Source organism: Streptomyces sp. NPDC028928, from assembly GCF_055564915.1.
Genome location: NZ_JBVHVI010000003.1, coordinates 115,262 through 136,687 on the forward strand (window position 1 = coordinate 115,262; position 21,426 = coordinate 136,687).

The following is a 21,426-nucleotide window of genomic DNA, read 5'->3' on the forward strand; positions in this document are numbered from 1 at the left end:
CACCGGTACGGATCAGGGCAGTTGGGGCGCTACCACCCATTCGCCCTGCCGCATCACGCCCTTCAGCGCGAAGTCCGCGTCCAGCAGGACCAGGTCGGCGTCCTTGCCGGGTTCCAGGGAGCCGATGCGGTCGGAGAGGCCGAGCAGGCGGGCCGGGGTGGCGGAGAGGGCCCGCACGACGTCCTCCACCGGGAGCTTGTCGACGGTCACCGCCCGCTGGAAGGCGCGGTCCAGGGTGAGCGTGGAGCCCGCGATCGAACCGCCCTCGACCAGCCGGGCCACGCCCTCGCTGACCTCGACCTCCAGCGGGCCGAGCATGTAGCGGCCGTCGCCGGTGCCGGCCGCGTCCATCGCGTCGGTGATGAAGGCGACCCGGTCCGCTCCCGCGTGACGGAACGCCAGCTCCAGCGCGGCGGGGTGCAGATGGACGCCGTCGTTGATCAGCTCGACCGTGACCCGCTCGTCCTCCAGCAGGGCGGCGATCGGGCCGGGCGCGCGGTGGTTCAGGGCGGGCATGGCGTTGAAGAGGTGGGTGGCGACCGTGGCGCCCGCGTCGATCGCCTCGACCGTCTGCTCGTAGCCGGCGTCCGTGTGTCCGATCGCCGCGATGACGCCGTGCTCGGCGAGCAGCCGTACGGAGTCGATGCCGCCGGGCAGTTCGGCCGCGAGGGTGACCATCTTCGCCTTGCCGCGCGCCGCGTCGATCAGCTTGCGGACCTCGGCCGGGTCCGGGTCGCGCAGCAGCGCCTCGGAGTGCGCGCCCTTGCGGCACGGGGAGATGAACGGCCCCTCGAAGTGGATGCCCGCGATGTCGCCCTGCTCGGCCAGCTCACTGAGCAGGCCGGCCTGGCGGACCAGCAGGTCCATCTCGTCGGTGACGGTGGAGGCGACGAGGGTGGTGGTGCCGTGCGCGCGGTGCGTGCGGAGGGCGGTGAGGATGCCCTCGGCGGTACCGGAGAAGGAGGCTCCGCCTCCGCCGTGGTTGTGGATGTCGACGAAGCCGGGGACCAGCCAGTGGCCGGAGACGTCGAGGGTCCCGGCACCCACGGCGTCCTTCGCGTCTTCGGCGGCCGTGGCCGCGATCTTCGTACCCTGGACGACCACGCGTCCGTCGTCCACCACGCCGCTGGGCAGGACCACCCGGGCACCTGCGAGAACCAAGCTGGAAGCCATCAGGCGGTTACCTCCGAGGGGTCAGGGGTGTCGAGGAGATCCCGGGCGAGCAGCCCCGCGCCCAGGCAGCCGGCCGTGTCGCCGAGGGCGGCGGGGACGATGGCCGGCAGTTTCTGGAAGGTGACCCGTCGCCGGACGGCGTCCCGCAGCGGCTGGAACAACACTTCCCCCGCCTCGGCCAGCCCGCCACCGATGATCAGTGTGCGGGGGTCCAGCAGGGTGAGCGCGGTGACCAGTCCGTCGGCGAGCGCGTCCACCGCCTCCCGCCAGACCCGGACGGCGTCCGGGTCGCCGGACGCGACGGCCCTGGCGCAGTCCGCCGCGTCCGCGTCCGGGTCTGCGCAGGCCGCCGCCCAGGCCTCGCTGACGGCGGACGCGGAGGCGTACCGTTCCAGACAGCCGCGCTGCCCGCAGGGGCAGGGGGCGCCTCCGGGGCGTACGACGATGTGGCCGATCTCGCCCGCGAACCCGTGCGCGCCGGCCTCCACCCGCCCGTCGATGCCGATGGCGCCGGCGATCCCGGTGCCCAGCGGCACGAACAGGAACCGGTCCGCGCCGCGGCCCGCGCCGATCCGGCCCTCCGCGAGGCCGCCGGTGCGCACGTCGTGGCCGAGGGCGACGGGCACCCCGAGCCGGTCGGCGAGGAGGGAGCGCAGGGGTACGTCCCGCCAGCCGAGGTTGGCCGCGTAGACGGCGGTGCCGGTCCGCTCGTCGACGATGCCGGGGACCGCGATGCCGGCCGCGCCGGCGCTCTCGCCGTACTGCTCGACGCCGTGGGCGTGCAGCTCGGCGGCGAAGTCGAGGATGCCCGCGAGCACGGCCTCGGGGCCGCGTGCGCGGCCGGTGGCGCGGCGGGCGCGGTGGAGCAGCGCACCGTCGTCGCCGACGAGGGCGGCCTTCATCCCGGTACCGCCCACGTCGAGGGCGATGACATGTCTCACCACGGGGCCTAGTGTGACCCTCCTACCCGGGAGAGGTCTAGTCCACTCACGTGGTGTAGACCTTATGTGTCCACATATTGAACGGTCAGACAGCAGGGTTGGGGCTTTGAGCGTGCGTCGGCGTACGGCAGGAACGATCGCGGTGGTGTCCGCACTGGGCATGACGGCGGTCCTCGGCGGCTGCGGGAGCACGGGCTCCTCCGACGTGACCCTCAGACTGGTCGCGGCCGACTACGGCGACTCGGCCGCGAACAGCTCCAAGAAGTACTGGGACGCCCTGGTCAAGGAGTACGAGAAGCAGCACTCGGGCGTGAAGGTCGAGGTCAGCGTCTACTCCTGGAACGACGTCGACCGCAAGGTCAAGGAGATGGTCGACGCCGGCCACGCCCCCGACATGGCCCAGATCGGCGCCTACGCCGACTACGCCGCCGCGGGCAAGCTCTACCCGGCCTCGGACCTGCTCTCCATCCGCACCCAGGCCGACTTCCTCTCCCAGCTCTCCGACGCCGGCGAGTGGAAGCACACGCAGTACGGCATCCCCTTCGCCGCCTCCACCCGCGTGCTCTTCTACAACAAGACCCTGTTCGCCAAGGCCGGCATCACCCCGCCCGCCAGCTGGGACGACCTCGCCGCCGACGCGAAGGCGCTCAAGGACAAGGGCGTGAAGTACCCGTACGCCCTGCCGCTCGGGCCCGAGGAGGCCCAGGCGGAGACCATGCAGTGGCTGCTCGGCGGCGGCAGCGGCTACACCGACGAGATCGGCACCTACACCATCGACTCCGCGGCGAACGTGGAGACCTTCACCTGGCTCAAGGACGAGCTGGTCGGCAAGGGCCTGACCGGCCCGGTCGCACCCGGCAAGCTCAACCGCGCGGACGCCTTCGCCGCGTTCGCCGACGGCCAGGTCGGCATGCTCAACGGGCACCCCACCCTGATCCAGCAGGCGTCCAAGAAGGGCGTGAAGTTCGGCATGGTGCCGATGCCGGGCCGCACCGGCAAGGCCAGGGCGTCCATGGGCGTCGCCGACTGGATGATGGGCTTCAAGCAGAACGGGCACGCCGACCAGATCGGCGACTTCCTCGACTTCGTCTACACCGAGAAGAACGTCCTCGACTTCTCCCGCACGTACGGGCTGCTGCCGGTCACCGGCTCCGCCTCCAACACGATGGCCGCGTCGAACGCGTCCACCGACAAGGCCCTGCACCCCTTCCTGGAGCAGCTGCCCACCTCCGAGCTGTACCCCGTCGGCAAGACCTCCTGGGCGGCGGTCAGCGCCTCCGTCAAGCAGGACATCGGCCAGGCCGTCGCCCCCGGCGGCAGCCCCGCCGGCGTGCTGACCCGCCTGCAGTCGGCGGCCACGGCGGCCGACAGCAGCAACGCGAACTAGGGGGAAACCCCCTAGGCCCGTTGTCCGTGCCCGCCGCTACGGTGGCGGGCATGGAACTGGGCACCCGCGAAAAAGCGATCCTTGCGCTGGAGCGCCGGGCCTTCCCCGGCCCCGGCGCGAAGGAACGGGCCATCCGCGAGGAACTCGACCTGTCCCCCGTCCGCTACTACCAGCTCCTCAACGCCCTGCTGGACGACGAGCGGGCCCTGGCCCACGACCCGGTCACGGTCAACCGCCTCCGCCGCATGAGAGAGGCCCGCCGCGCCGAGCGCTGAGGAGTGGACCGGGTGCCTCGTGGATAGGGTCGCCGTATGGGCACCCACACCACGGACCCCCGGCACCCGCTGCCGACCCCGCGCACCCGAGCCGGCCGGGACGGACTCGCCGCACTGCTGGCCAAGCCCCGCACCGCCCTCGTAGGTCTCGACTTCGACGGCACGCTCGCCCCGATCGTCGCCGACCCCGAGCAGGCCCGCGCGCACCCCGGCGCCGTACCCGCGCTGGCCGCGCTCGCGCCCGAGGTGGCCTCCGTCGCCGTGATCACCGGCCGCCCGCCCGAGGTCGCGGTCCGCTACGGCGGCTTCGCCGGCGTCCCCGGCCTGGAGCACCTCACCGTCCTCGGCCACTACGGCGCCGAACGCTGGGACGCGGCCACCGGCACCGTCACCGCGCCGCCCCCGCACCCCGGCGTCGCCGCCGTCCGCGCCGAGCTGCCCGGACTGCTCCGGCGCGCCGGCGCCGGCGAGGGCACCTGGATCGAGGAGAAGGGCCGGGCGCTCGCGGTGCACACCCGCCGCGCCGCCGACCCGCAGGCCGCGTTCGAGGCCCTGCGCGCCCCCCTCGCCGACCTCGCCGGCCGGCACGGCCTGATCGTGGAGCCCGGCCGCATGGTCCTGGAGCTGCGCCCGCCCGGGATGGACAAGGGCGTGGCCCTCCTCGACCACGCCCGCACCCTCCAGGCCGGCTGCGTCGTCTACGCCGGCGACGACCTCGGCGACCTGCCCGCCTTCGCCGCCGTCGAGGAACTCCGCGCCGACGGCACCCCCGGCCTGCTGGTCTGCAGCGGCAGCACCGAGGTCACCGAACTGGCGGAACGCGCCGACCTGGTGGTGAACGGCCCGGAGGGGGTCGTGGAGCTGCTCAGGACGCTGGCCGCTCAGCTCGGCTGACCGCTCAGCTCGGCTGATCGGTCAGCGCGTCCAGCTGGTCCAGGAACCACCGCGCCGGCGGCAGCGCGGTCGCCGCGGCCGCCAGCCGCTTCGAGCGTTCCGCCCGTTCGCCGGCCGGCAGGGTCAGCGCCTCGTGCAGGGCCCGCGCCGTCCCCGCGATGTCGTACGGGTTCACCGTGAACGCGTCCTCGCCCAGCTCCTCGTACGCCCCCGCCTCCCGCGACAGCACCAGCGCGCAGCCCGCGTCGGAGACGACCGGGACCTCCTTGGCGACCAGGTTCATGCCGTCGCGGATGGGGTTCACCAGCGCCACGTCGGCCAGCCGGTACGCGGCCAGGGAGCGGGCGAAGTCGTCCTTCACGTGCAGCACGACGGGCGTCCAGCCCGCCGTGCCGTACCGCTCGTTGATCTCGTCCGCGACCCGTCGCACCTCGGCGGTGTACTCGCGGTACACGGCGAGGTCCTGCCGGGACGGGTAGGCGAAGGCCACGTGGACGACCTTCTCCCGCCACTCGGGGTGGTCCTCCAGCAGCTGCTCGTACGCCAGCAGCCCGCGCACGATGTTCTTGGACAGCTCGGTGCGGTCCACCCGGACGATCGTCCGGCGGCCCTCCCCGATCTCCTCCCGCAGCGCCGCCATCCGCTCGTCCACGTCCGGCCGGTGCGCCCGCTCGCGCAGGAAGTCGGCGTCCGCGCCGAGCCCGTGCACCCCGATCCGGGTGCCGGACGGGATGCCGGGCCCGAGCACCGCGTGACAGCAGTCGGTGAACGCGTCCGCCCACCGCCGGGTGAGGAACGCCGCCCGGTCCGCGCCGAGGATCCCGCCGAGCAGCTCGGCCGCGATGTCGTCGGGCAGCACACGGAAGTAGTCCGGCGGTGCCCACGGGGTGTGCGAGAAGTGGCCGATGCGCAGGTCGGGACGGAGCCGGCGGAGCATCCGGGGGGCGAGGGCCAGGTGGTAGTCCTGGATCAGCACCGCCGCGCCCTCGGCCGCCTCCTCGGCCAGCGCCTCGGCGAACGCCCGGTTGTACGCCTCGTACGACCCCCACTGCCGCCGGAACTCCGCGTCGAAGACCGGCTCCAGCGGGGTCTGGTACAGCATGTGGTGGACGAACCACAGCACCGAGTTGGCGATCCCGTTGTACGCCTCGGCGTGCACGGTCGCGTCGATGTCGAGCATCCGCACCCGCTGCCCGCCGGTGTCCTCGGCCGGCAGCAGCCCGCCATCGGCGCGCCGCACCGCCGCCCGGTCGCCGTCGCCGAGCGCGGCGCACACCCACACCGAGCCGGCGTCCGACCCGATGGCGGACAGTCCCGAGACCAGTCCGCCGCCGCCTCGCCTGGCGTGCAGCGCACCGTCCTCGCCCACCTGATAGGAGACCGGGCCGCGATTCGACGCGACCAGCACCTGAGCCTTGTCGACAGCACCACGCGTGGAAGCCATACGCCTCAACCTAGCCCGGCCCGGAAACACTCAAACGTGCCGCCCGCCCGGCGGGGCGACCGTATACGGCCTGTTCACGCCACCTTCCGCTCGGCGTACTCCGCGATCTCCACCATGGGCGGCCGTTCCTCGGTGTCCACCGAGTAGGTGCGTGGCTCGAACCCGTCCTCGCCCCGCTCGAACTGGGTGAGGGAGGGCCGGACGAGGTGCCCGCGTGCGAGCCGCAGCTGGGCCGTGCGGTAGATCGCCGCCGCCATCCGGCCGAGCGCCTGCCCGTCCTGGTGCCGGTGCTTGCGCACGCCCACGTCGACCTGGGCCAGCGCGTCCAGGCCCACCAGGTGCAGCGCGTCCACCAGCATGCCCAGCTCCACGCCGTAGCCGACGGGGAACGGCAGCTGCTCCAGCAGGGAGCGGCGGGCCGCGTACTCGCCGCCCAGCGGCTGCACGAACCCGGCCAGCTGCGGCCAGTGCATGTTCAGCAGCGGGCGGGCCATGAGTTCGGTGACCCGGCCGCCCTGCCCCGCACTGCCGGCGAGCGGGCGGTCGTACATGCCCTTGACCAGGTCGACGTCCGGGTCGGTCAGCAGCGGGCCGACGATCCCGGTGACGAAGTCGGAGGAGAACTCCTTCAGGTCCGCGTCGATGAAACAGACGATGTCCCCGCTGGTCACCAGCAGCGAGCGCCACAGCACCTCACCCTTGCCGGGGACGGCCGGGATGCGGGGCAGGATGTCGTCGCGGTGGACGACCCGGGCGCCGGCGCGCGCGGCGACCTGGGCCGTGCGGTCGGTGGAGCCGGAGTCGACGACCACGATCTCGTCGACGAGCGGCGCCTGCTCCACGAGGTCGTGCCGGATGACCGCGACGATGTCGCCGACGGTCTCCTCCTCGTTGAGGGCGGGCAGGACGACGCTGATCGTCTGGCCCGTGCGCTGCTTGGCGGCCAGGACCTGGTGCAGCGGGCGGTCGGCCACGGACCAGGAGCGGGTGCTCAGCCAGCGCTCGACTTCTTCCAGCACGGTCGGCGGCTCCTCACTGTCACGACCACACGTCACCGTGTGATCCATCTCGCGGTTCGGACGACTATCTCAACTGTCCTGGCCTTCGGTTACAGTCTTGAACAACGCCGATGACCATCGCATGTCGGGGGTCGACCGGCGTCCACAACCGCATACCGCTCATCCAGAGGGGCAGAGGGACACGGCCCGATGAAGCCCCGGCAACCCTCCAGCCGATTCTCGTCTTCCAAGCGAGGCTCCCGGCTAGGGAAGGTGCCAAATCCGTCTCACGGCGAGATGCGTCGTGAGGAAGATGAGGAGAAAGGGCCTCGCCTCACATGGCTGTGCAGACAGTTGCCACCTCCAGCGAATCCACCGTCGACCTCGGCCCCGCCGCGGCACTGAGCTGTCGCGAGTGCGGTCACCGCGTGCCGCTCGGCCCGGTCTTCGCCTGCGAGGAGTGCTTCGGCCCACTCGAGATCGCCTACGACTTCTCCGCCTACGACACCGAGGAACTGCGCCGTCGCATCGAGGCCGGTCCCGCGAACATCTGGCGGTACGCGCCGCTGCTGCCGGTGCCCGCGGACGTCGCCGACAAGCCCAACCTGAACCCCGGCTGGACCAAGCTCGTCAAGGCCGACAACCTGGCGGGCGAGCTGGGCGTGACCGGCGGGCTGTACGTGAAGGACGACTCCGGCAACCCGACCCACTCCTTCAAGGACCGGGTCGTCGCCCAGGCCCTGGAGGCCGCCCGCGCCTTCGGCTTCACCACCCTCTCCTGCTCCTCCACCGGCAACCTGGCCGGTGCCGTCGGCGCCGCCGCCGCCCGGGCCGGCTTCCGGTCCTGCGTGTTCATCCCGCACGACCTGGAGCAGGGCAAGGTCGTCATGGCCGCGGTCTACGGCGGCGAGCTGGTCGGCATCGAGGGCAACTACGACGACGTCAACCGCTTCTGCTCCGAACTGATCGGCGACCCGGCCGGCGAGGGCTGGGGCTTCGTCAACGTCAACCTGCGGCCGTACTACGCGGAGGGCTCCAAGACCCTGGCGTACGAGATCTGCGAGCAGCTCGGCTGGCGGCTCCCGGACCAGATCGTGGTCCCGATCGCTTCCGGCTCCCAGCTCACCAAGATCGACAAGGGTCTGCAGGAGCTGATCAAGCTCGGCCTGGTCGAGGACAAGCCGTACAAGATCTTCGGGGCGCAGGCCGAGGGCTGCTCCCCGGTGTCGACCGCCTTCAAGGCCGGCCACGACGTGGTCCGCCCGCAGAAGCCGAACACCATCGCCAAGTCCCTGGCCATCGGCAACCCGGCCGACGGTCCGTACGTCCTGGACATCGCCCGCCGCACCGGCGGTGCCGTGGAGGACGTGACGGACGAGGAGGTCGTGGACGCCATCAAGCTGCTGGCCCGCACGGAGGGCATCTTCGCGGAGACCGCCGGCGGCGTGACCGTCGGCGTCACCCGCAAGCTGCTCAAGGAGGGCCTGCTGGACCCGGCGAAGACTACGGTCGTCCTCAACACCGGCGACGGCCTGAAGACCCTGGACGCGGTGGCCGGGACCGGCCTCACCGCCACCATCCGCCCGACCCTGGACTCCTTCCGAGAGGCCGGCCTCGCATGACAGGCGCTCCGCCGGAAGGCCGAACCGGGCCCGCGTACCGGTGGTGGCCGGTCGCGCCCGCGCGGCGGCAGCCGCACACTCACCACAGCCCCGAGCCCCTGGGGCGCTGCCCCGCCGTACCCGTGAACCCGACCGGAGGTCTCACCGCATGAGCGTGACCGTTCGCATCCCCACCATCCTGCGCACCTACACCGGCGGGCAGGCCGAGGTCGCCGCCGAGGGCGCGACGCTCGCCGAGGTCATCGCCGACCTGGAGAAGAACCACACGGGCATCGCCGCGCGCGTGCTGGACGACCAGGGCAAGCTGCGCCGGTTCGTGAACGTGTACGTCAACGACGACGACGTCCGTTTCGAGCAGGGCCTGGAGACGGCGACGCCCGACGGCGCCGGCGTGTCGATCATTCCGGCGGTCGCGGGCGGCTGAGCCCGTCCATATGTCCGCTCATTACCGTCGGTAACGCCGATTACCGGCTGTTCATCGGATTGCCCCCTCCGTGAGAGAAGCGGAGGGGGCAATTCTGTGTGATTGAGCGCGGTAGAGTTGGGGAACACGGGCTGGACCTTCGAGTCACGGGCCCTGGAAACATGCCGCGCGCCCCGACAAGAAGTAGCCAAAGTGTGGGGGTTCTCTGTGGCTTTTGCGGCTTTTATGGGGCCCGACTTGCCCCGAATTCGGGTGAATTCTCCCCAGATTCCGGACCGCTCGCGTCCAGAATTCTCGTCCGATTGACCTGTTGCAGACGGCAGTTGGACAGATACATTCAGCCGCGGTCGACGCGTTCCGGCGCACGCCCCCGACCAATGGGGGGTGAGGTCTGACCCGGGTCCGCGAAGTGTGGATCTGTGCAAGGGCCAGTAATAGGGGAGTTAGGCATGGCTCAGGGCACCGTCAAGTGGTTCAACGCGGAGAAGGGGTACGGCTTCATCGCGGTCGACGGTGGTGCGGACGTCTTCGTCCACTACAGCGCGATTCAGATGGACGGCTACCGCACCCTGGAAGAGGGCCAGCGGGTCGAGTTCGAGATCTCGCAGGGCCAGAAGGGCCCGCAGGCCGACATGGTTCGCGTCACCGCCTGAACGTTTCTTGTACGAAGGGCCCGCACCTCGCAGAGGGTGCGGGCCCTTCGCCGTCCCCGGACGCCTCTGTTCGCGGGCGGCTGACGGGGGCGCCGTACCCCCCTAGGCGCTTGCACTCGACCATGCCGAGTGCTAATCATTGGCGTTAGCACTCTGAAGGTGAGAGTGACAGTGAAGGACCGGGTCGGTGAGGCCCGCGGGCCAGGTGGGGCAAGGAACCACGAGGCCGGCGAGCCGTCCGTCGCGGGCGCGGGCGCGGTCCGAAGGAATCACCCCCAGTCCTGGAGGGACCACTTCACATGGCCAAGATCATCGCGTTCGACGAGGAGGCGCGGCGCGGCCTCGAGCGCGGCATGAACCAGCTCGCGGACGCCGTGAAGGTGACGCTCGGCCCCAAGGGCCGCAACGTCGTCCTCGAGAAGAAGTGGGGCGCCCCCACGATCACCAACGATGGTGTCTCCATCGCCAAGGAGATCGAGCTCGAGGACCCGTACGAGAAGATCGGCGCCGAGCTGGTCAAGGAAGTCGCCAAGAAGACGGACGACGTCGCCGGTGACGGTACGACCACCGCGACCGTGCTCGCCCAGGCCCTGGTCAAGGAAGGCCTGCGCAACGTCGCCGCCGGCGCCAACCCGATGGCCCTGAAGCGCGGCATCGAGAAGGCCGTCGAGGCCGTCTCCGCCGCCCTGCTGGAGCAGGCGAAGGACGTCGAGACCAAGGAGCAGATCGCCTCCACCGCGTCCATCTCCGCCGCCGACACCCAGATCGGCGAGCTGATCGCCGAGGCCATGGACAAGGTCGGCAAGGAAGGCGTCATCACCGTCGAGGAGAGCAACACCTTCGGCCTGGAGCTCGAGCTCACCGAGGGCATGCGCTTCGACAAGGGCTACATCTCCGCCTACTTCGCGACCGACATGGAGCGCATGGAGGCGGTGCTCGAGGACCCGTACATCCTCATCGCCAACTCCAAGATCTCCTCGGTCAAGGACCTGCTCCCGCTCCTGGAGAAGGTCATGCAGTCGGGCAAGCCGCTGCTGATCATCGCCGAGGACGTCGAGGGCGAGGCCCTGTCGACCCTGGTCGTCAACAAGATCCGCGGCACCTTCAAGTCCGTCGCCGTCAAGGCCCCGGGCTTCGGCGACCGCCGCAAGGCCATGCTCGGCGACATCGCCATCCTCACGGGCGGCGAGGTCATCTCCGAGGAGGTCGGCCTCAAGCTGGAGAACGCGACCCTGGACCTCCTGGGCCGCGCCCGCAAGGTCGTCATCACCAAGGACGAGACCACCATCGTCGACGGTGCCGGCTCCTCCGAGCAGGTCAACGGCCGCGTGAACCAGATCCGCGCCGAGATCGAGAACAGCGACTCCGACTACGACCGCGAGAAGCTCCAGGAGCGCCTGGCCAAGCTCGCGGGCGGCGTGGCCGTCATCAAGGCCGGTGCCGCGACCGAGGTCGAGCTGAAGGAGCGCAAGCACCGCATCGAGGACGCCGTCCGCAACGCGAAGGCGGCCGTCGAGGAGGGCATCGTCGCCGGTGGTGGCGTGGCCCTGCTGCAGGCCTCCCAGGTCTTCGAGAAGCTGGAGCTGGAGGGTGACGAGGCGACCGGCGCCAACGCCGTGCGCATCGCCCTGGAGGCCCCGCTGAAGCAGATCGCCGTCAACGCCGGCCTCGAGGGCGGCGTCGTGGTGGAGAAGGTCCGCAACCTCACCCCGGGCCACGGCCTGAACGCCGCGACCGGCGAGTACGTCGACCTGGTCGCCGAGGGCATCATCGACCCGGCGAAGGTGACCCGTTCCGCGCTGCAGAACGCCGCCTCCATCGCCGCGCTGTTCCTCACCACCGAGGCCGTCATCGCCGACAAGCCGGAGAAGGCCGCCGCGCCGGCCGGCGGCGGCATGCCGGGCGGTGACATGGACTTCTGATCGACCTGAGGGTTGATCGCCTGTCCTACGGACCGAGGGCGGTACGTCCAGCTTCTGGCTGGGGGTGCCGCCTTCGGGCGTTTCCGGGTGGCTCAGTCGGCGTAGTCCTTGAGTTTCTCGGTGTCGAGGTCGATGCTCACGGGCGGAGGAAGCTGGACGGTGGCGCCGTACGGGTACGAGGGGCGCTGCTGATAGACACCGCCCACGGGGTTGCTGTGTACGACCAGCTCGTCGACGTCCCGATCGATCAGCAGGTAGACGGGGATGCCGGCTTCGGCGTAGCCACGGACCTTGTCGATGCGGTCGCGTCGGTCGGTGTCGCGGTCGCGAGAGGTGACTTCCACGACCATGAGGACGCCGTCGGGGTCCGCCCAGTCTCCTTCCTGGGCGATGAAGTGATCGAAGGGTGCCAGCGCACCGTCAGCGCAGGCGTGCCCCTTGCGGTAGGCCCCGACCTTGAGTCCCTGTTCGGGGTACAGAGCCAGGTCGGGACGTCGCTGCATGAACAGCCGGCTGAGCCATACGACGATGGCCCGGTGACGCTGGTCCGGCAACGGCTTGACCTCTAGCTTTCCGTCGATGAGTTCGAGCTTGACGCCCTCGGGTGCCTGACGGGCGAGCTCCTCGAAGTCCTCGGGCGAGATACGGTCGCCCTTGACGTACAGCCGTCCGTTGATGAGTTCGAGCTGTACGTTCTCCGGTGCCCTGCGGGCGAGCTCCTCGAAGTCCTCGACGGACATCTGCGGGCGCTGGGCGGTGCTGGGGGTCATGGCGTCGCCTCCTCCCCTCCATCGTGCCCCGGAGTGGTGTCGTCGGACCGTAGGTGCGGTCACACGGGTGTCCTCTCTTGTCGCCTCAGAGACATCGCAGCCCGGATCTCACCCGCGCGGGCGTGGACTGCGGGGGCTGGCAGGGGCGTATGGGGGTGGGCGGGGGCGCGTTCACCCCGGCACCGTCTGCACACGCCCCCCGGCAGCGCCTCCGGCCGCCCCGGCACGCCGCATTCCGCGCACTCCAGGACGCGGCGGGGTGGGCGGGGGACGGGTTCCGGTTCCGGTTCCGGGGGGGAGTTTGGCGGTGAGGCGGTGGCGGACCAGGGCGGCGGGGTGGTGGACGGAGGCGGGCAGGCCCTCGGTCAGCGTGCGGATCACGCCCTCGTCGGTGGCACCGCGCACGAACCACTCCGTCAGCAGCGGGGCGAGGGCGGTGCAGTCGGCGGCGGAGAGGGACAGCACCGGGGCCGTACGCCCCAGCGCGGCGAGCAGGATGTGGGCGCGGGAGCGGGTGGGACGGGCGCGCTCGCCCGGCGCCCCCGGCGGCGGCTCCGGTTCCGGTACGTCGCCCCGGGTGAACCTCGCCCACCAGCTGTCGTCACGTGCCGTACGAGACCACCACGATCGGGTGATCCAGCGCGAGCCGCCTGTCTTCGTCTCCAGCCGCTCCCGTCCCCGCCTCAAGTGCCCGGCCTGCTGGAGGCGGTTGAGGGCGGTGCGGAGGGCGCACTGGCCGTAGGGGAGGTGTTTGGCCAGCGTTTTCACCGAGATGTCGGCGCCGTTCGGGAGCCGGTCGATGTAGGCGGCGATGGCGGCTTCGCGGGGCGGGAGATGCGTGAAGTCGTGCTTCGTGCGCGGAAGTCGGTCGGGCGCGGAGCGCTTGCCGTAACCCGGATTGGACATGGGGTGCGGGGACGCGTGCGCGGGGAGGGAGGCGGCACTAAGCTTGGCTTCAGCCATGGGATCGGGGCCGTTCCGGTCTCGTCGGTCAAGCCCCCGCAGGTGTTGCCGCACCGGGCGGGGGCTGTTCGTTATGCGGGCACGCTAGAGCGTCGTGACAGTGCGTCACAAGTCGAACGCGTGAAGTCAACTCGCGGGGTGGGTGGGTGGGTTGGGACCCACACCCGTTCCTTGTAAAGGGCGCTCGGAGCTGGGGACTTGAGCCCCGGGAGTTGGTACGTGGCTGTTGGGGCCGCCCGCTTCTCGGCCAGTGTCGGGCTTCCGCGAGGCGAGTCAAGGGCGCTGCGCGTCGGCTTCGCCGATGGGCCTCCGGCCCACCCTTGACACACCTCGCTCCAGCCCGGGCAAGAAGCGAGCGAGCGGCCCGGAAAGCCGGTTGCCCAGCCCGGCACCGGGCCCTTGGGTGGGCTGGCTGCGCACCGTCGGCGAGGGCACGCGCTCGCACCTCGCATGGACGCCGGGTCTGCTCAGCGGCTTCCGCCCGGTGGGGCGTGCGCGCCCGCGCCTCGCCAGCACGCCGGGTGGGTTTGGCGGCGAGCGGTGGGTGGGTGGGGTGCGCGGTCGCGTCTCGCCTGCACGCCGGGTCGGCATAGCGGCTTGCGGCCGGTGGGGCGAGGGGTGGGGCGTGGGCCGGGGGGCTGGGTGGGAGCGGCCGGGCGCGGTGGGGATGCGGCCGGGGCGGCTTGTGGCTGCGGGCTTGGGGGCGCGCTGCGGTTGTGGGCTGGGGCTGCCGCGGGGCAGGAGTTGCACACTGGGTCCGCTGGGGTCTGCTGCGGTTTCCCACCAGCCCCTTAGGTCACACGAAGGCAGTGATTGGCGGATTTGGGCCACCTCCGCCGGTCACCCGTCCCCCTGACCTGCACCTTTGCTGCGGACCGTGGCACAAATCTGCCAATCACCGCCTAGAGCAGGGTCAGTGAGGCCCATGAGTCCCAGGGGAAGCCGCGAAGCCGCCCCGGCGTGCTGGCGAGGCGCGACCGCGCGCCCTTGCCGACCGGGTGTGTTCGGCCGACCCAGGGGCCCGGTGCCGGGGTGGGCCACTGCTCTTTCGGGCCGCGGCCCAACGGTCACTTGAAGGAAGAGGTGAAGGCGGCCCAGGCCTCGGCCCGGAACACGAGCTTCGGGCCGTGGGGGACCTTGGAGTCGCGTACGGGGACGAGGGCGGGGTGGCCGTCGGCGACTTCCAGGCAATCGCCGCCGCTGCCGCCGCTGTAGGTCGACTTGCGCCAGCGGGCGACTTCCAGGCAATCGCCGCCGTCACCACCGCTATAGCTGGACTTGCGCCAGGTGGCCGTGTCCAGCAGGTGCTCAGGGATGGTCCTCATGTGCGTAATCCTGCGCCATCGTCTCGATGAGGACCAGGGACTTCTCCAGCGAGAGTGCGCACGCCGTGAGGAGTTCGTACGTGAACCGCTGGTGCCTGACGATGGCCGGGTCGTCCTCCAGCCGTCCGGTACCCACCCCCTCGAAGTACACCAGCGGAGGGGCGTCCTCGAAGTCCATCAGCTTGATGGAGCCCTCCATCGCCGCGTGCGCCCCCGCCCCGAACGGCAGCACCTGCACGATGGCACGCCCCCGGCGGGCCAGGTCGGCGATATGGCGCAGAGCCTCTGCCATCACGTCGGGCCCACCCGTCACCCGCCGCAGCGCAGCCTCATCGATCACCGACCACAACAAAGGGTCTGTTGGATGGTCGAGGATCTGGGCGCGCTCTATGCGAGCGGTCACCAGCTTGTCGATCTCGTTCTCGGGTGCCGTGGGCTGGTAAGCCCGGCACACGGCCCGTGCGTAAGCGGGCGTCTGGAGCAGTCCCGGGATGAGCAGCGACGCGTACTGCCTGATCGCCGTCGCTTGAGCCTCGGCCTCCGCCGCCTCCGCGAAGTGCTCCGGATATTTCGACTTGGCCGCCGCCGTGCAGTTCCGCGTGAAGAAGTCCCCCGTCCCCAACACCTCATCCAACACCCGGGCCATCTCCGGCTGCATCCGCCGGGTCCCCGCCTCCAGCTGTCCGATGAACGATCCGCTCACGAACAGCCGTTGGCCCAGTTCCTCCTGGCTCAGGCCGGCCTTCTCTCTCGCGTGACGCAGCTCCGCTCCCAGCAGCGCACGGGGCGACGACGACGGGTCGAGGTCCTTGGGTCCAGGCATGAGCAACTCCCGGTTCACCAGCACAGCTTGTTGGGGCGTCGTATCTGGCCAGGCTAGACCGCACCCCGACACCCTGTGTGACGAATCGAGAACTCACCGTGGAGGTTGAACCGGGTGGACGAGACCGAGAAGGCCGTGGAAGAACTGCGTGCCGCCCTGTACGGCGTCGGCATCAGCCTGCCCTCGCTCCGGGTCGATCCCGTGTCGGCGGCGCATGAGGAGCCGTACGCCCTGGTGGACCTGGGGCGCTGCAACCTGGGCGTGGCCTCGCGGCTGGCCGCGGCCCTGCGGGGTGCGGCACAAAGGGGGCTGGGGTGAGCGGGGCTGTGACCGGGGCGTACGTCGTCGACGTCCGGACCGGGCGGATCGGCGAGGTGATGGGGCACCTCGGCGGGTACGTGCAGCTGCGGCCGGTAGGTGGCGGGCGGGAGTGGGACTGTCCGCCGGAGGCGGTAGGGGCCGCGCCGCCGGGTGACGTGTTGCGGGAGCGGGTGCGGCGGTTGAACCGGGAGGCCCGGCTTCTGGGCGCGGGTGAGCCGCCTCCCTAACATGTGCCGGATGACGAGAGAAGATCACCGCCCCCGGCGGCGCACCCTGCGTTCGGTCACCTCGGCGGCGGCCGGTGCGGTGCTGTTCGCCGGTGCGCTCGTGGGACTGGGCAGCGGTACGGCGTCCGCGGCGACCGCGATAACCGGCGTCAGCACGTCAGGGCTCACGATGCGGGCCGTGGCGAACTACAGCACCGCGATCGACAAGCCCGACACACCGAACCCGTCGCTCGCCGGCCGGGACCTGACGGACCTGGCCGGCACCGGCGCCTCCGGCAAGGCCGGGCTGTGTTTTCCGACGCCCTTCAACCCGGGCGTCGACGCCGACGGCTACTGCTGGAACAACGCGGGCGACGACAGCGGCAGCAACGGCTGGGCCCCTCAGGGGTTCTCCGTCCCGCACACCGCCGCCAGCGACGGTGTCTGGCACTCCCACCGGTGGGAGGTGACCTCCTGGCACCACGGCACGTCGAACGACCTGGCCAAGCTCCGTTTCACCAACCGCGACACGGCCACCCCGACCTACTTCGACGTCCTCCTGGTCGTCCCCGGCACCGACGGCTCGGTCCAGGCGCAGTCCGGCAACCACGCCGACGGTGTCGTCTGGTACGAGAACCGCCTGCTGGTCGCCCACGGGCGCTACCTCGACGTCTTCGACCTGGGCGACCTGAAGTACGACTCGGACAAGCCGAACGGGTTCTCGTACGTCCTGCCCGTGCGCTACACCTACCGGACGACCGCGACGGCGGACACCAAAGACACGTGCGCGGTCGCCAGCGGTACCGAGCCCTGCCTGAACGGCATCAGCTTCGACCGCGAGCACACGGCGCTGACGACGAACGAGTTCCTCGACGGTTCCGGTGCCCGGATCATCCGGTGGGACTTCGACACGGCCGCCGGGCTGCCCAAGGCCGACAGCGGCACCGCTCCCGGTGACGCCACGGCCGACGCGGCCTGGTCCTCGCCGGTGTGGAAGATGCAGGGTGTCGTCCAGACCGGGGGGACGTTCTACATCAGCGGCGCGTGCCCGTCCTCCTTCGACAACAGCTACCGGGAGCCCGCCTGCGTGCACAAGGGTGCGGTCGACACCGCCCCGTCCGTGCTCACCCAGGTGCCGGACATGGCGCAGAACCTGGACTGGGACGCCTCCACGGGCCGGATCCGCGGGGTGAACGAGGTGGCGCAGGCCGACCAGACGAACCCCCAGCGGCTGGTGTTCGACTTCAACCCCACCGCCCGCGCCCTGACCACCGTGCGGCTCCGGAACGTCAACAGCGGCAGGTGCCTGACGCCGTACGGGGCCAGCCTCAACAACGGCGCGAACGTCGTCCAGTGGGAGTGCAACGGCCACAGCGGCGAGAACTGGTACTGGAACGGTTCGGAGATCCGCAGCTTCCTCAGCGACCGCTGTCTGACGGTCTACGGCAGCAGCACCGGCAACGGCGCGAACGCCGTGCAGTGGACGTGCAACGGCAGCGCTGCCCAGCAGTGGACCCGTGCCGCCGGCGCGGGCGGCGGCTCGATGCTGGTCAACGGCAACAGCGGGAAGTGTCTGACCATCTACGGGGCCGGCGTCGGTGACGGCGCCCAGGCGACCCAGTGGACCTGCGACTCCACCGACCCCGCGCACGCGTGGATCGGCTACACCCCTTGACGACGTAAGGCCTTCCCCGGCGATGGAGGTACGCCCGCCGTCGCCGGGGAAGGCGGGGCCCGCTCCGGTGGCGGCGGCCTATGTCCGGGATCACACGGCGCCCCCGCCCGGTTCGGGAATGCGGGACTGGCTTCCGGTATTGCTTAAGGTGCTGCAACAATGCGCACGCACATACCAGGCGGTAGCCCTGCCCGTCCGCCCCCCGAACGAGGAGCCCCCACGTGACCACCACGACCCCCGCCTCCCGCGCGGCCCGCGTCCTCTCCCGGCCGATCACGCTGAACGGCCTCACCGTCCCGAACCGGATCGTGATGGCGCCGATGACCCGGATGTTCTCCCCGGGCGGCATCCCGGGTGAGGACGTGCGCTCGTACTACGCCCGCCGCGCCGCCGCAGGTGTCGGCCTGATCGTCACCGAGGGCACCTACGTGGGCCACGAGTCGGCCGGTCAGAGCGACCGCGTCCCGCGTTTCCACGGCGAGGAGCAGCTGGCGGGCTGGGCGAAGGTCGCCGAGGACGTGCACGCGGCCGGCGGCCGGATCGTCCCGCAGCTGTGGCACATCGGCATGGTCCGCAAGCAGGGCGACGCCCCCTTCCCGGACGCCCCCGCCATGGGCCCCTCCGGCATCGAGACCGCCGGCGCCGAGCCCACCGGCAAGGAGATGACCCAGAAGGACGTGGACGACGTCATCGCCGCGTTCGCCGAGGCCGCTGCCGCCGCCGAGCGCATCGGCTTCGACGGCGTGGAGATCCACGGCGCCCACGGCTACCTGCTCGACCAGTTCCTGTGGGCGGGCACCAACCGTCGTACGGACGCCTACGGTGGCGACCCGGTGGCCCGTGCCAGGTTCTCCGCCGAGATCGTGGCCGCCGTGCGCGAGGCGGTCTCGCCCGAGTTCCCGGTCATCTTCCGCTACTCGCAGTGGAAGCAGCAGGACTACACCGCCCGGCTCGCCGAGACCCCCGAGGAGCTGGAGGCCATCCTCACCCCGCTCGCCGCGGCCGGTGTCGACGTCTTCCACGCCTCCACCCGCCGCTACTGGCTGCCGGAGTTCGACGGCTCCGACCTGAACCTGGCCGGCTGGACCAAGAAGCTCACCGGCAAGCAGACCATCACGGTCGGCTCGGTCGGCCTCGACGGCGACTTCATCAACGCGTTCCAGGGCGAGGGCTCCCCGGTCCAGGGCATCGACAACCTCCTGGACCGCCTGGAGGCCGACGAGTTCGACATGGTGGCCATCGGCCGCGCGCTGCTCCAGGACCCGGAGTGGGCGGCCAAGGTGCTCGCCGACCGCTTCGACGAGCTGGAGCCGTACGACGCGGCGGCCGTCAAGACCCTCAGCTGACCCGCCGCTACAGGTTGCCCAGCGGCTCGATGTCGACCCGTACCGGCGTGCCCCACACCCGCAGCACCTCGTAGTCGGTGAACTCGTGCACGAGCCGGTAGGCCATCGCGGGCCGTGAGCCGCGCCGCTGGGCCGCGAGATACGCCTCCGCCTCGTGCCGGTCCCGCCTCGGCGTGCCGCACAGCTGCCACTCCTGGCCGTTCCACAGCTCCGGCAGCCACCGCTGCTGCGGCTGCGGACGGTCACCGCGCACCCCGTACCGGGACGGGGCGGTGGGAGCCGGCTCGCCCGGACGGGGCCTGCTGCCCTGGAACTCCGAGCGGCGGGCGGCCCGGCGCCGGGTCTCGCACAGCAGGCACAGATCGGGCGCGCTCTCGTCCACCGGGCCCTGCGGGTGCTCGGGGCACCGGGTGGCGGGCGCACCGGCGGCGACGGTGTCGTCCAGCAGGTCGAGGGCCCGCCGCAGATCGTCCTTGATCTCGTGCAGCCGTGCGTCCGGCGTGTCGGCGCTCAGTGCCTCCCCGTGCTCCCCGAGCACCCGAAGAGCCCGTCCGAGGGCGGTGAGCTGGGCGTGGTTCATATCGGTCGCTGCCTCCTCCCCTCCATGGTGCCCTGGCCCACCGGGCTGGGACGGCCCGGGACGGGTCTGGTGGAGTGGGAGCCGTGACGACGACCCTTACGCCCCGCCTCCTCGACGCGCTGCACCGCTTCAACGCGGCCCACCCCTGGGACCACAACGCCCACTACCACCCCTGGCTGTTACGGCAGTTGCCGCGCCGCTTCGGTACCGCGCTGGACGTCGGCTGCGGCAGCGGCGACCTGGTACGGCTGCTGGCCCGGCGGGCCCGGGAGGTGCTCGGGGTGGACGCCGACGCCGAAATCCTCGGCCGGGCAAGGGAGACGACGCCCGCCTCCGCTTGCGTCACCTACACCGTCGCCGACGCCTCGCGCGCGCTCCCCGACGGCCCGTACGACGTGATCACCTGCGTCGCCGTGCTCCACCACCTCCCTCTCGTCGAGACCCTCACGCGGCTCCGGGAGCGGCTCGCGCCCGGCGGCACGCTGGTCGTCGTCGGCTGTGCGCGGGCGTCGGGCGTCCTGGACCACGCGCTCGGGCTGGTGGCCGTGGCGCTCAACCCGATGGTGGGGTGGGCGAAGAACCGTGGCCGGCCGGTCCCGCGGCGGCCCGCGTCCATGACGGCCCGCACCCGGGACCCACGGGAGACCTACCCCGAGATCTCCCGCGCGGCCCGCCGCCTCCTGCCCGGCGCCCGGCTACGGCGCCGGGTCTTCTGGCGGTACACGCTGGTGTGGCGGGCGCCGGCGAAGCGCGCGGGTCAGTGAGGTGCGTGGGTCAGTGCGGCGCGCAGGTGGCCGTCGGACTCCTCCAGCAGGCGGGCGGCCGTCTTGCCGTCGACGCCGGCGAGCAGGACCAGGATCGCGTGTTTCACCTCGCCGCCGGTCTCGGTGAGGGCCTTGTCGATCTCGGCGTCGCTCGCGCCCGTGGCCAGGGAGACGATCCGGTGCGAGCGGGCGCGGAGCTTGGCGTTGGAGGCGCGCACGTCGACCATCAGGTTCCCGTACGTCTTGCCGAGCCGGATCATCGTGATCGTCGACAGCATGTTCAGGACCAGCTTCTGGGCCGTCCCGGCCTTGAGGCGGGTGGAGCCGGTGATCAGCTCCGGGCCGACGACGACCTCGATGCCGTGCTCGGCGGCGGCGGCCAGCGCGCTGTGCTCGTTGCAGGCCAGGCCGACGGTCAGCGCGCCGAGCGCACGGGCGTGCTCGACGGCCCCGACCGCGTAGGGCGTACGACCGGACGCCGAGACGCCGACCACGCTGTCGTCCGGGGTGAGCTTGAGCGCGTCCAGGTCCCGGCGGGCCAGTTCCCCGGAGTCCTCCGCGCCCTCCACGGAGGTGACCATGGCCGCGGGGCCGCCCGCGATGAGGCCGACGACCTGGTCCGGGTCGGTGTTGAAGGTGGGCGGGCACTCGGAGGCGTCCAGCACGCCCAGTCGCCCGGCGGTGCCGGCACCGGCGTAGACGAGCCGACCGCCGCGGCTCATCCGCTCGGCCACGGCGTCGATGGCGGCGGCGATCTCCGGGAGCCGCCTCTCGACGGCTTGGGGCACGCCCGCGTCCTCACCGTTCATCAGACGGGCGATGTCCAGGGTGGGCAGCTGATCGATCTCGGCGAGGTCGGGCCGGAAGGCTTCGGTGGTCAGGGAAGCCAGCTGACTGCGCAGGTCCTGAGAGGTCATGAG

General features: G+C 71.4%; 20 protein-coding genes, 1 pseudogene and 1 riboswitch. Of the genes and pseudogenes, 11 read left to right on the top strand and 10 right to left on the bottom strand.

What is annotated here, in order from left to right:
• Window positions 1-12 precede the first annotated feature (12 nt).
• The gene (gene nagA / locus ACZ4U1_RS09585) at window positions 13-1,173 is read right to left on the bottom strand and encodes an N-acetylglucosamine-6-phosphate deacetylase (RefSeq protein WP_467901643.1); all 1,161 of its coding nucleotides are present in this window, start codon (window positions 1,171-1,173) and stop codon (window positions 13-15) included.
• Window positions 1,173-2,114 (bottom strand): ROK family protein, encoded by a 942-nt coding sequence (locus ACZ4U1_RS09590; RefSeq protein ID WP_467902254.1) that lies wholly within the window; start codon window positions 2,112-2,114, stop codon window positions 1,173-1,175. Before ACZ4U1_RS09590 ends, nagA begins: the two co-directional genes overlap by 1 nt.
• Before the next feature lie 112 nt (window positions 2,115-2,226).
• Between ACZ4U1_RS09590 and ACZ4U1_RS09595 the strand changes: the two genes are divergently transcribed.
• Genes ACZ4U1_RS09595 through otsB form a run of 3 tightly spaced genes read left to right on the top strand, consistent with a single transcriptional unit; the run spans window position 2,227 to window position 4,670 of the window.
• A complete protein-coding gene (locus tag ACZ4U1_RS09595; protein WP_467902256.1) occupies window positions 2,227-3,501 on the top strand; it encodes an ABC transporter substrate-binding protein in 1,275 nt (424 codons plus the stop codon).
• 50 nt (window positions 3,502-3,551) lie between these two features.
• The gene (locus ACZ4U1_RS09600) at window positions 3,552-3,776 is read left to right on the top strand and encodes a DUF3263 domain-containing protein (RefSeq protein WP_467901645.1); all 225 of its coding nucleotides are present in this window, start codon (window positions 3,552-3,554) and stop codon (window positions 3,774-3,776) included.
• A gap of 36 nt (window positions 3,777-3,812) precedes the next feature.
• On the top strand, window positions 3,813-4,670 hold the full coding sequence (gene otsB / locus ACZ4U1_RS09605; protein ID WP_467901646.1) for a trehalose-phosphatase: 858 nt from the start codon (window positions 3,813-3,815) through the stop codon (window positions 4,668-4,670).
• Between the two features lie 4 nt (window positions 4,671-4,674).
• Here the strand turns inward: otsB and ACZ4U1_RS09610 are convergent, their stop codons facing one another.
• Together ACZ4U1_RS09610 and ACZ4U1_RS09615 are read right to left on the bottom strand one after the other, a co-directional pair.
• Entirely contained in the window at window positions 4,675-6,114 is a 1,440-nt protein-coding gene (locus tag ACZ4U1_RS09610; RefSeq protein WP_467901648.1) for an alpha,alpha-trehalose-phosphate synthase (UDP-forming), read from the bottom strand.
• Between the two features lie 74 nt (window positions 6,115-6,188).
• Window positions 6,189-7,133, bottom strand: a complete 945-nt coding sequence (locus ACZ4U1_RS09615; RefSeq protein WP_467901650.1) for a glucosyl-3-phosphoglycerate synthase — start codon at window positions 7,131-7,133, stop codon at window positions 6,189-6,191.
• Window positions 7,134-7,289: 156 nt separating this feature from the next.
• Window positions 7,290-7,432, top strand: a riboswitch (SAM riboswitch).
• Between the two features lie 18 nt (window positions 7,433-7,450).
• Between ACZ4U1_RS09615 and thrC the strand changes: the two genes are divergently transcribed.
• From thrC to groL, 4 genes are all read left to right on the top strand, one after another.
• The gene (thrC, locus tag ACZ4U1_RS09620) at window positions 7,451-8,734 is read left to right on the top strand and encodes a threonine synthase (RefSeq protein ID WP_467901651.1); all 1,284 of its coding nucleotides are present in this window, start codon (window positions 7,451-7,453) and stop codon (window positions 8,732-8,734) included.
• Between the two features lie 148 nt (window positions 8,735-8,882).
• Window positions 8,883-9,158, top strand: coding sequence for a MoaD/ThiS family protein (locus tag ACZ4U1_RS09625; RefSeq protein WP_004000249.1), 276 nt, complete (start codon window positions 8,883-8,885; stop codon window positions 9,156-9,158).
• A 449-nt stretch (window positions 9,159-9,607) separates the two neighbouring features.
• A complete protein-coding gene (locus ACZ4U1_RS09630) occupies window positions 9,608-9,811 on the top strand; it encodes a cold-shock protein (protein ID WP_004986573.1) in 204 nt (67 codons plus the stop codon).
• A 299-nt stretch (window positions 9,812-10,110) separates the two neighbouring features.
• Complete coding sequence (groL, locus tag ACZ4U1_RS09635) at window positions 10,111-11,733, top strand: chaperonin GroEL (RefSeq protein ID WP_014673417.1); 1,623 nt, start codon at window positions 10,111-10,113, stop codon at window positions 11,731-11,733.
• A gap of 92 nt (window positions 11,734-11,825) precedes the next feature.
• On the opposite strand, the gene ACZ4U1_RS09640 is transcribed toward groL, so the two are convergent.
• From ACZ4U1_RS09640 to ACZ4U1_RS09655, 4 genes and pseudogenes are all read right to left on the bottom strand, one after another.
• On the bottom strand, window positions 11,826-12,503 hold the full coding sequence (locus tag ACZ4U1_RS09640; protein ID WP_467901653.1) for a Uma2 family endonuclease: 678 nt from the start codon (window positions 12,501-12,503) through the stop codon (window positions 11,826-11,828).
• A 59-nt stretch (window positions 12,504-12,562) separates the two neighbouring features.
• Window positions 12,563-13,466: pseudogene (locus tag ACZ4U1_RS09645) on the bottom strand (hypothetical protein).
• Window positions 13,467-14,533: 1,067 nt separating this feature from the next.
• Window positions 14,534-14,791: a DUF397 domain-containing protein gene (locus ACZ4U1_RS09650; protein ID WP_467901655.1), complete on the bottom strand. Its 258-nt coding sequence runs from the start codon at window positions 14,789-14,791 to the stop codon at window positions 14,534-14,536.
• Window positions 14,775-15,614: a helix-turn-helix domain-containing protein gene (locus ACZ4U1_RS09655; RefSeq protein ID WP_467901657.1), complete on the bottom strand. Its 840-nt coding sequence runs from the start codon at window positions 15,612-15,614 to the stop codon at window positions 14,775-14,777. Before ACZ4U1_RS09655 ends, ACZ4U1_RS09650 begins: the two co-directional genes overlap by 17 nt.
• 114 nt (window positions 15,615-15,728) lie before the next feature.
• Between ACZ4U1_RS09655 and ACZ4U1_RS09660 the strand changes: the two genes are divergently transcribed.
• The 3 genes from ACZ4U1_RS09660 to ACZ4U1_RS09670 all read left to right on the top strand — a co-directional run bounded on the left by ACZ4U1_RS09660 (window position 15,729) and on the right by ACZ4U1_RS09670 (window position 19,162).
• Window positions 15,729-15,932, top strand: a complete 204-nt coding sequence (locus ACZ4U1_RS09660) for a hypothetical protein (protein WP_467901659.1) — start codon at window positions 15,729-15,731, stop codon at window positions 15,930-15,932.
• A 240-nt stretch (window positions 15,933-16,172) separates the two neighbouring features.
• The gene (locus ACZ4U1_RS09665; protein WP_467901661.1) at window positions 16,173-17,816 is read left to right on the top strand and encodes an RICIN domain-containing protein; all 1,644 of its coding nucleotides are present in this window, start codon (window positions 16,173-16,175) and stop codon (window positions 17,814-17,816) included.
• A gap of 221 nt (window positions 17,817-18,037) precedes the next feature.
• Complete coding sequence (locus ACZ4U1_RS09670; RefSeq protein ID WP_467901663.1) at window positions 18,038-19,162, top strand: NADH:flavin oxidoreductase; 1,125 nt, start codon at window positions 18,038-18,040, stop codon at window positions 19,160-19,162.
• Window positions 19,163-19,169: 7 nt separating this feature from the next.
• On the opposite strand, the gene ACZ4U1_RS09675 is transcribed toward ACZ4U1_RS09670, so the two are convergent.
• Complete coding sequence (locus ACZ4U1_RS09675) at window positions 19,170-19,742, bottom strand: hypothetical protein (RefSeq protein ID WP_467901665.1); 573 nt, start codon at window positions 19,740-19,742, stop codon at window positions 19,170-19,172.
• An 83-nt stretch (window positions 19,743-19,825) separates the two neighbouring features.
• Between ACZ4U1_RS09675 and ACZ4U1_RS09680 the strand changes: the two genes are divergently transcribed.
• Complete coding sequence (locus ACZ4U1_RS09680) at window positions 19,826-20,506, top strand: class I SAM-dependent methyltransferase (protein ID WP_467901666.1); 681 nt, start codon at window positions 19,826-19,828, stop codon at window positions 20,504-20,506.
• Here the strand turns inward: ACZ4U1_RS09680 and murQ are convergent.
• Window positions 20,500-21,423: an N-acetylmuramic acid 6-phosphate etherase gene (gene murQ, locus ACZ4U1_RS09685; RefSeq protein WP_467901668.1), complete on the bottom strand. Its 924-nt coding sequence runs from the start codon at window positions 21,421-21,423 to the stop codon at window positions 20,500-20,502. The two genes, ACZ4U1_RS09680 and murQ, sit on opposite strands and share 7 nt — an antisense overlap.
• Between the last annotated feature and the right edge of the window lie 3 nt (window positions 21,424-21,426).

What these genes read in the sequence shown, in the direction of transcription:
- nagA (WP_467901643.1), bottom strand. Translation starts at nt 1,173, where the DNA reads ATGGCTTCCAGCTTGGTTCTCGCAGGTGCCCGGGTGGTCCTGCCCAGC.
- ACZ4U1_RS09600 (WP_467901645.1), top strand. Translation starts at nt 3,552, where the DNA reads ATGGAACTGGGCACCCGCGAAAAAGCGATCCTTGCGCTGGAGCGCCGG.
- otsB (WP_467901646.1), top strand. Translation starts at nt 3,813, where the DNA reads ATGGGCACCCACACCACGGACCCCCGGCACCCGCTGCCGACCCCGCGC.
- ACZ4U1_RS09610 (WP_467901648.1), bottom strand. Translation starts at nt 6,114, where the DNA reads ATGGCTTCCACGCGTGGTGCTGTCGACAAGGCTCAGGTGCTGGTCGCG.
- thrC (WP_467901651.1), top strand. Translation starts at nt 7,451, where the DNA reads ATGGCTGTGCAGACAGTTGCCACCTCCAGCGAATCCACCGTCGACCTC.
- ACZ4U1_RS09625 (WP_004000249.1), top strand. Translation starts at nt 8,883, where the DNA reads ATGAGCGTGACCGTTCGCATCCCCACCATCCTGCGCACCTACACCGGC.
- ACZ4U1_RS09630 (WP_004986573.1), top strand. Translation starts at nt 9,608, where the DNA reads ATGGCTCAGGGCACCGTCAAGTGGTTCAACGCGGAGAAGGGGTACGGC.
- groL (WP_014673417.1), top strand. Translation starts at nt 10,111, where the DNA reads ATGGCCAAGATCATCGCGTTCGACGAGGAGGCGCGGCGCGGCCTCGAG.
- ACZ4U1_RS09640 (WP_467901653.1), bottom strand. Translation starts at nt 12,503, where the DNA reads ATGACCCCCAGCACCGCCCAGCGCCCGCAGATGTCCGTCGAGGACTTC.
- ACZ4U1_RS09650 (WP_467901655.1), bottom strand. Translation starts at nt 14,791, where the DNA reads ATGAGGACCATCCCTGAGCACCTGCTGGACACGGCCACCTGGCGCAAG.
- ACZ4U1_RS09655 (WP_467901657.1), bottom strand. Translation starts at nt 15,614, where the DNA reads ATGCCTGGACCCAAGGACCTCGACCCGTCGTCGTCGCCCCGTGCGCTG.
- ACZ4U1_RS09665 (WP_467901661.1), top strand. Translation starts at nt 16,173, where the DNA reads ATGACGAGAGAAGATCACCGCCCCCGGCGGCGCACCCTGCGTTCGGTC.
- ACZ4U1_RS09675 (WP_467901665.1), bottom strand. Translation starts at nt 19,742, where the DNA reads ATGAACCACGCCCAGCTCACCGCCCTCGGACGGGCTCTTCGGGTGCTC.
- murQ (WP_467901668.1), bottom strand. Translation starts at nt 21,423, where the DNA reads ATGACCTCTCAGGACCTGCGCAGTCAGCTGGCTTCCCTGACCACCGAA.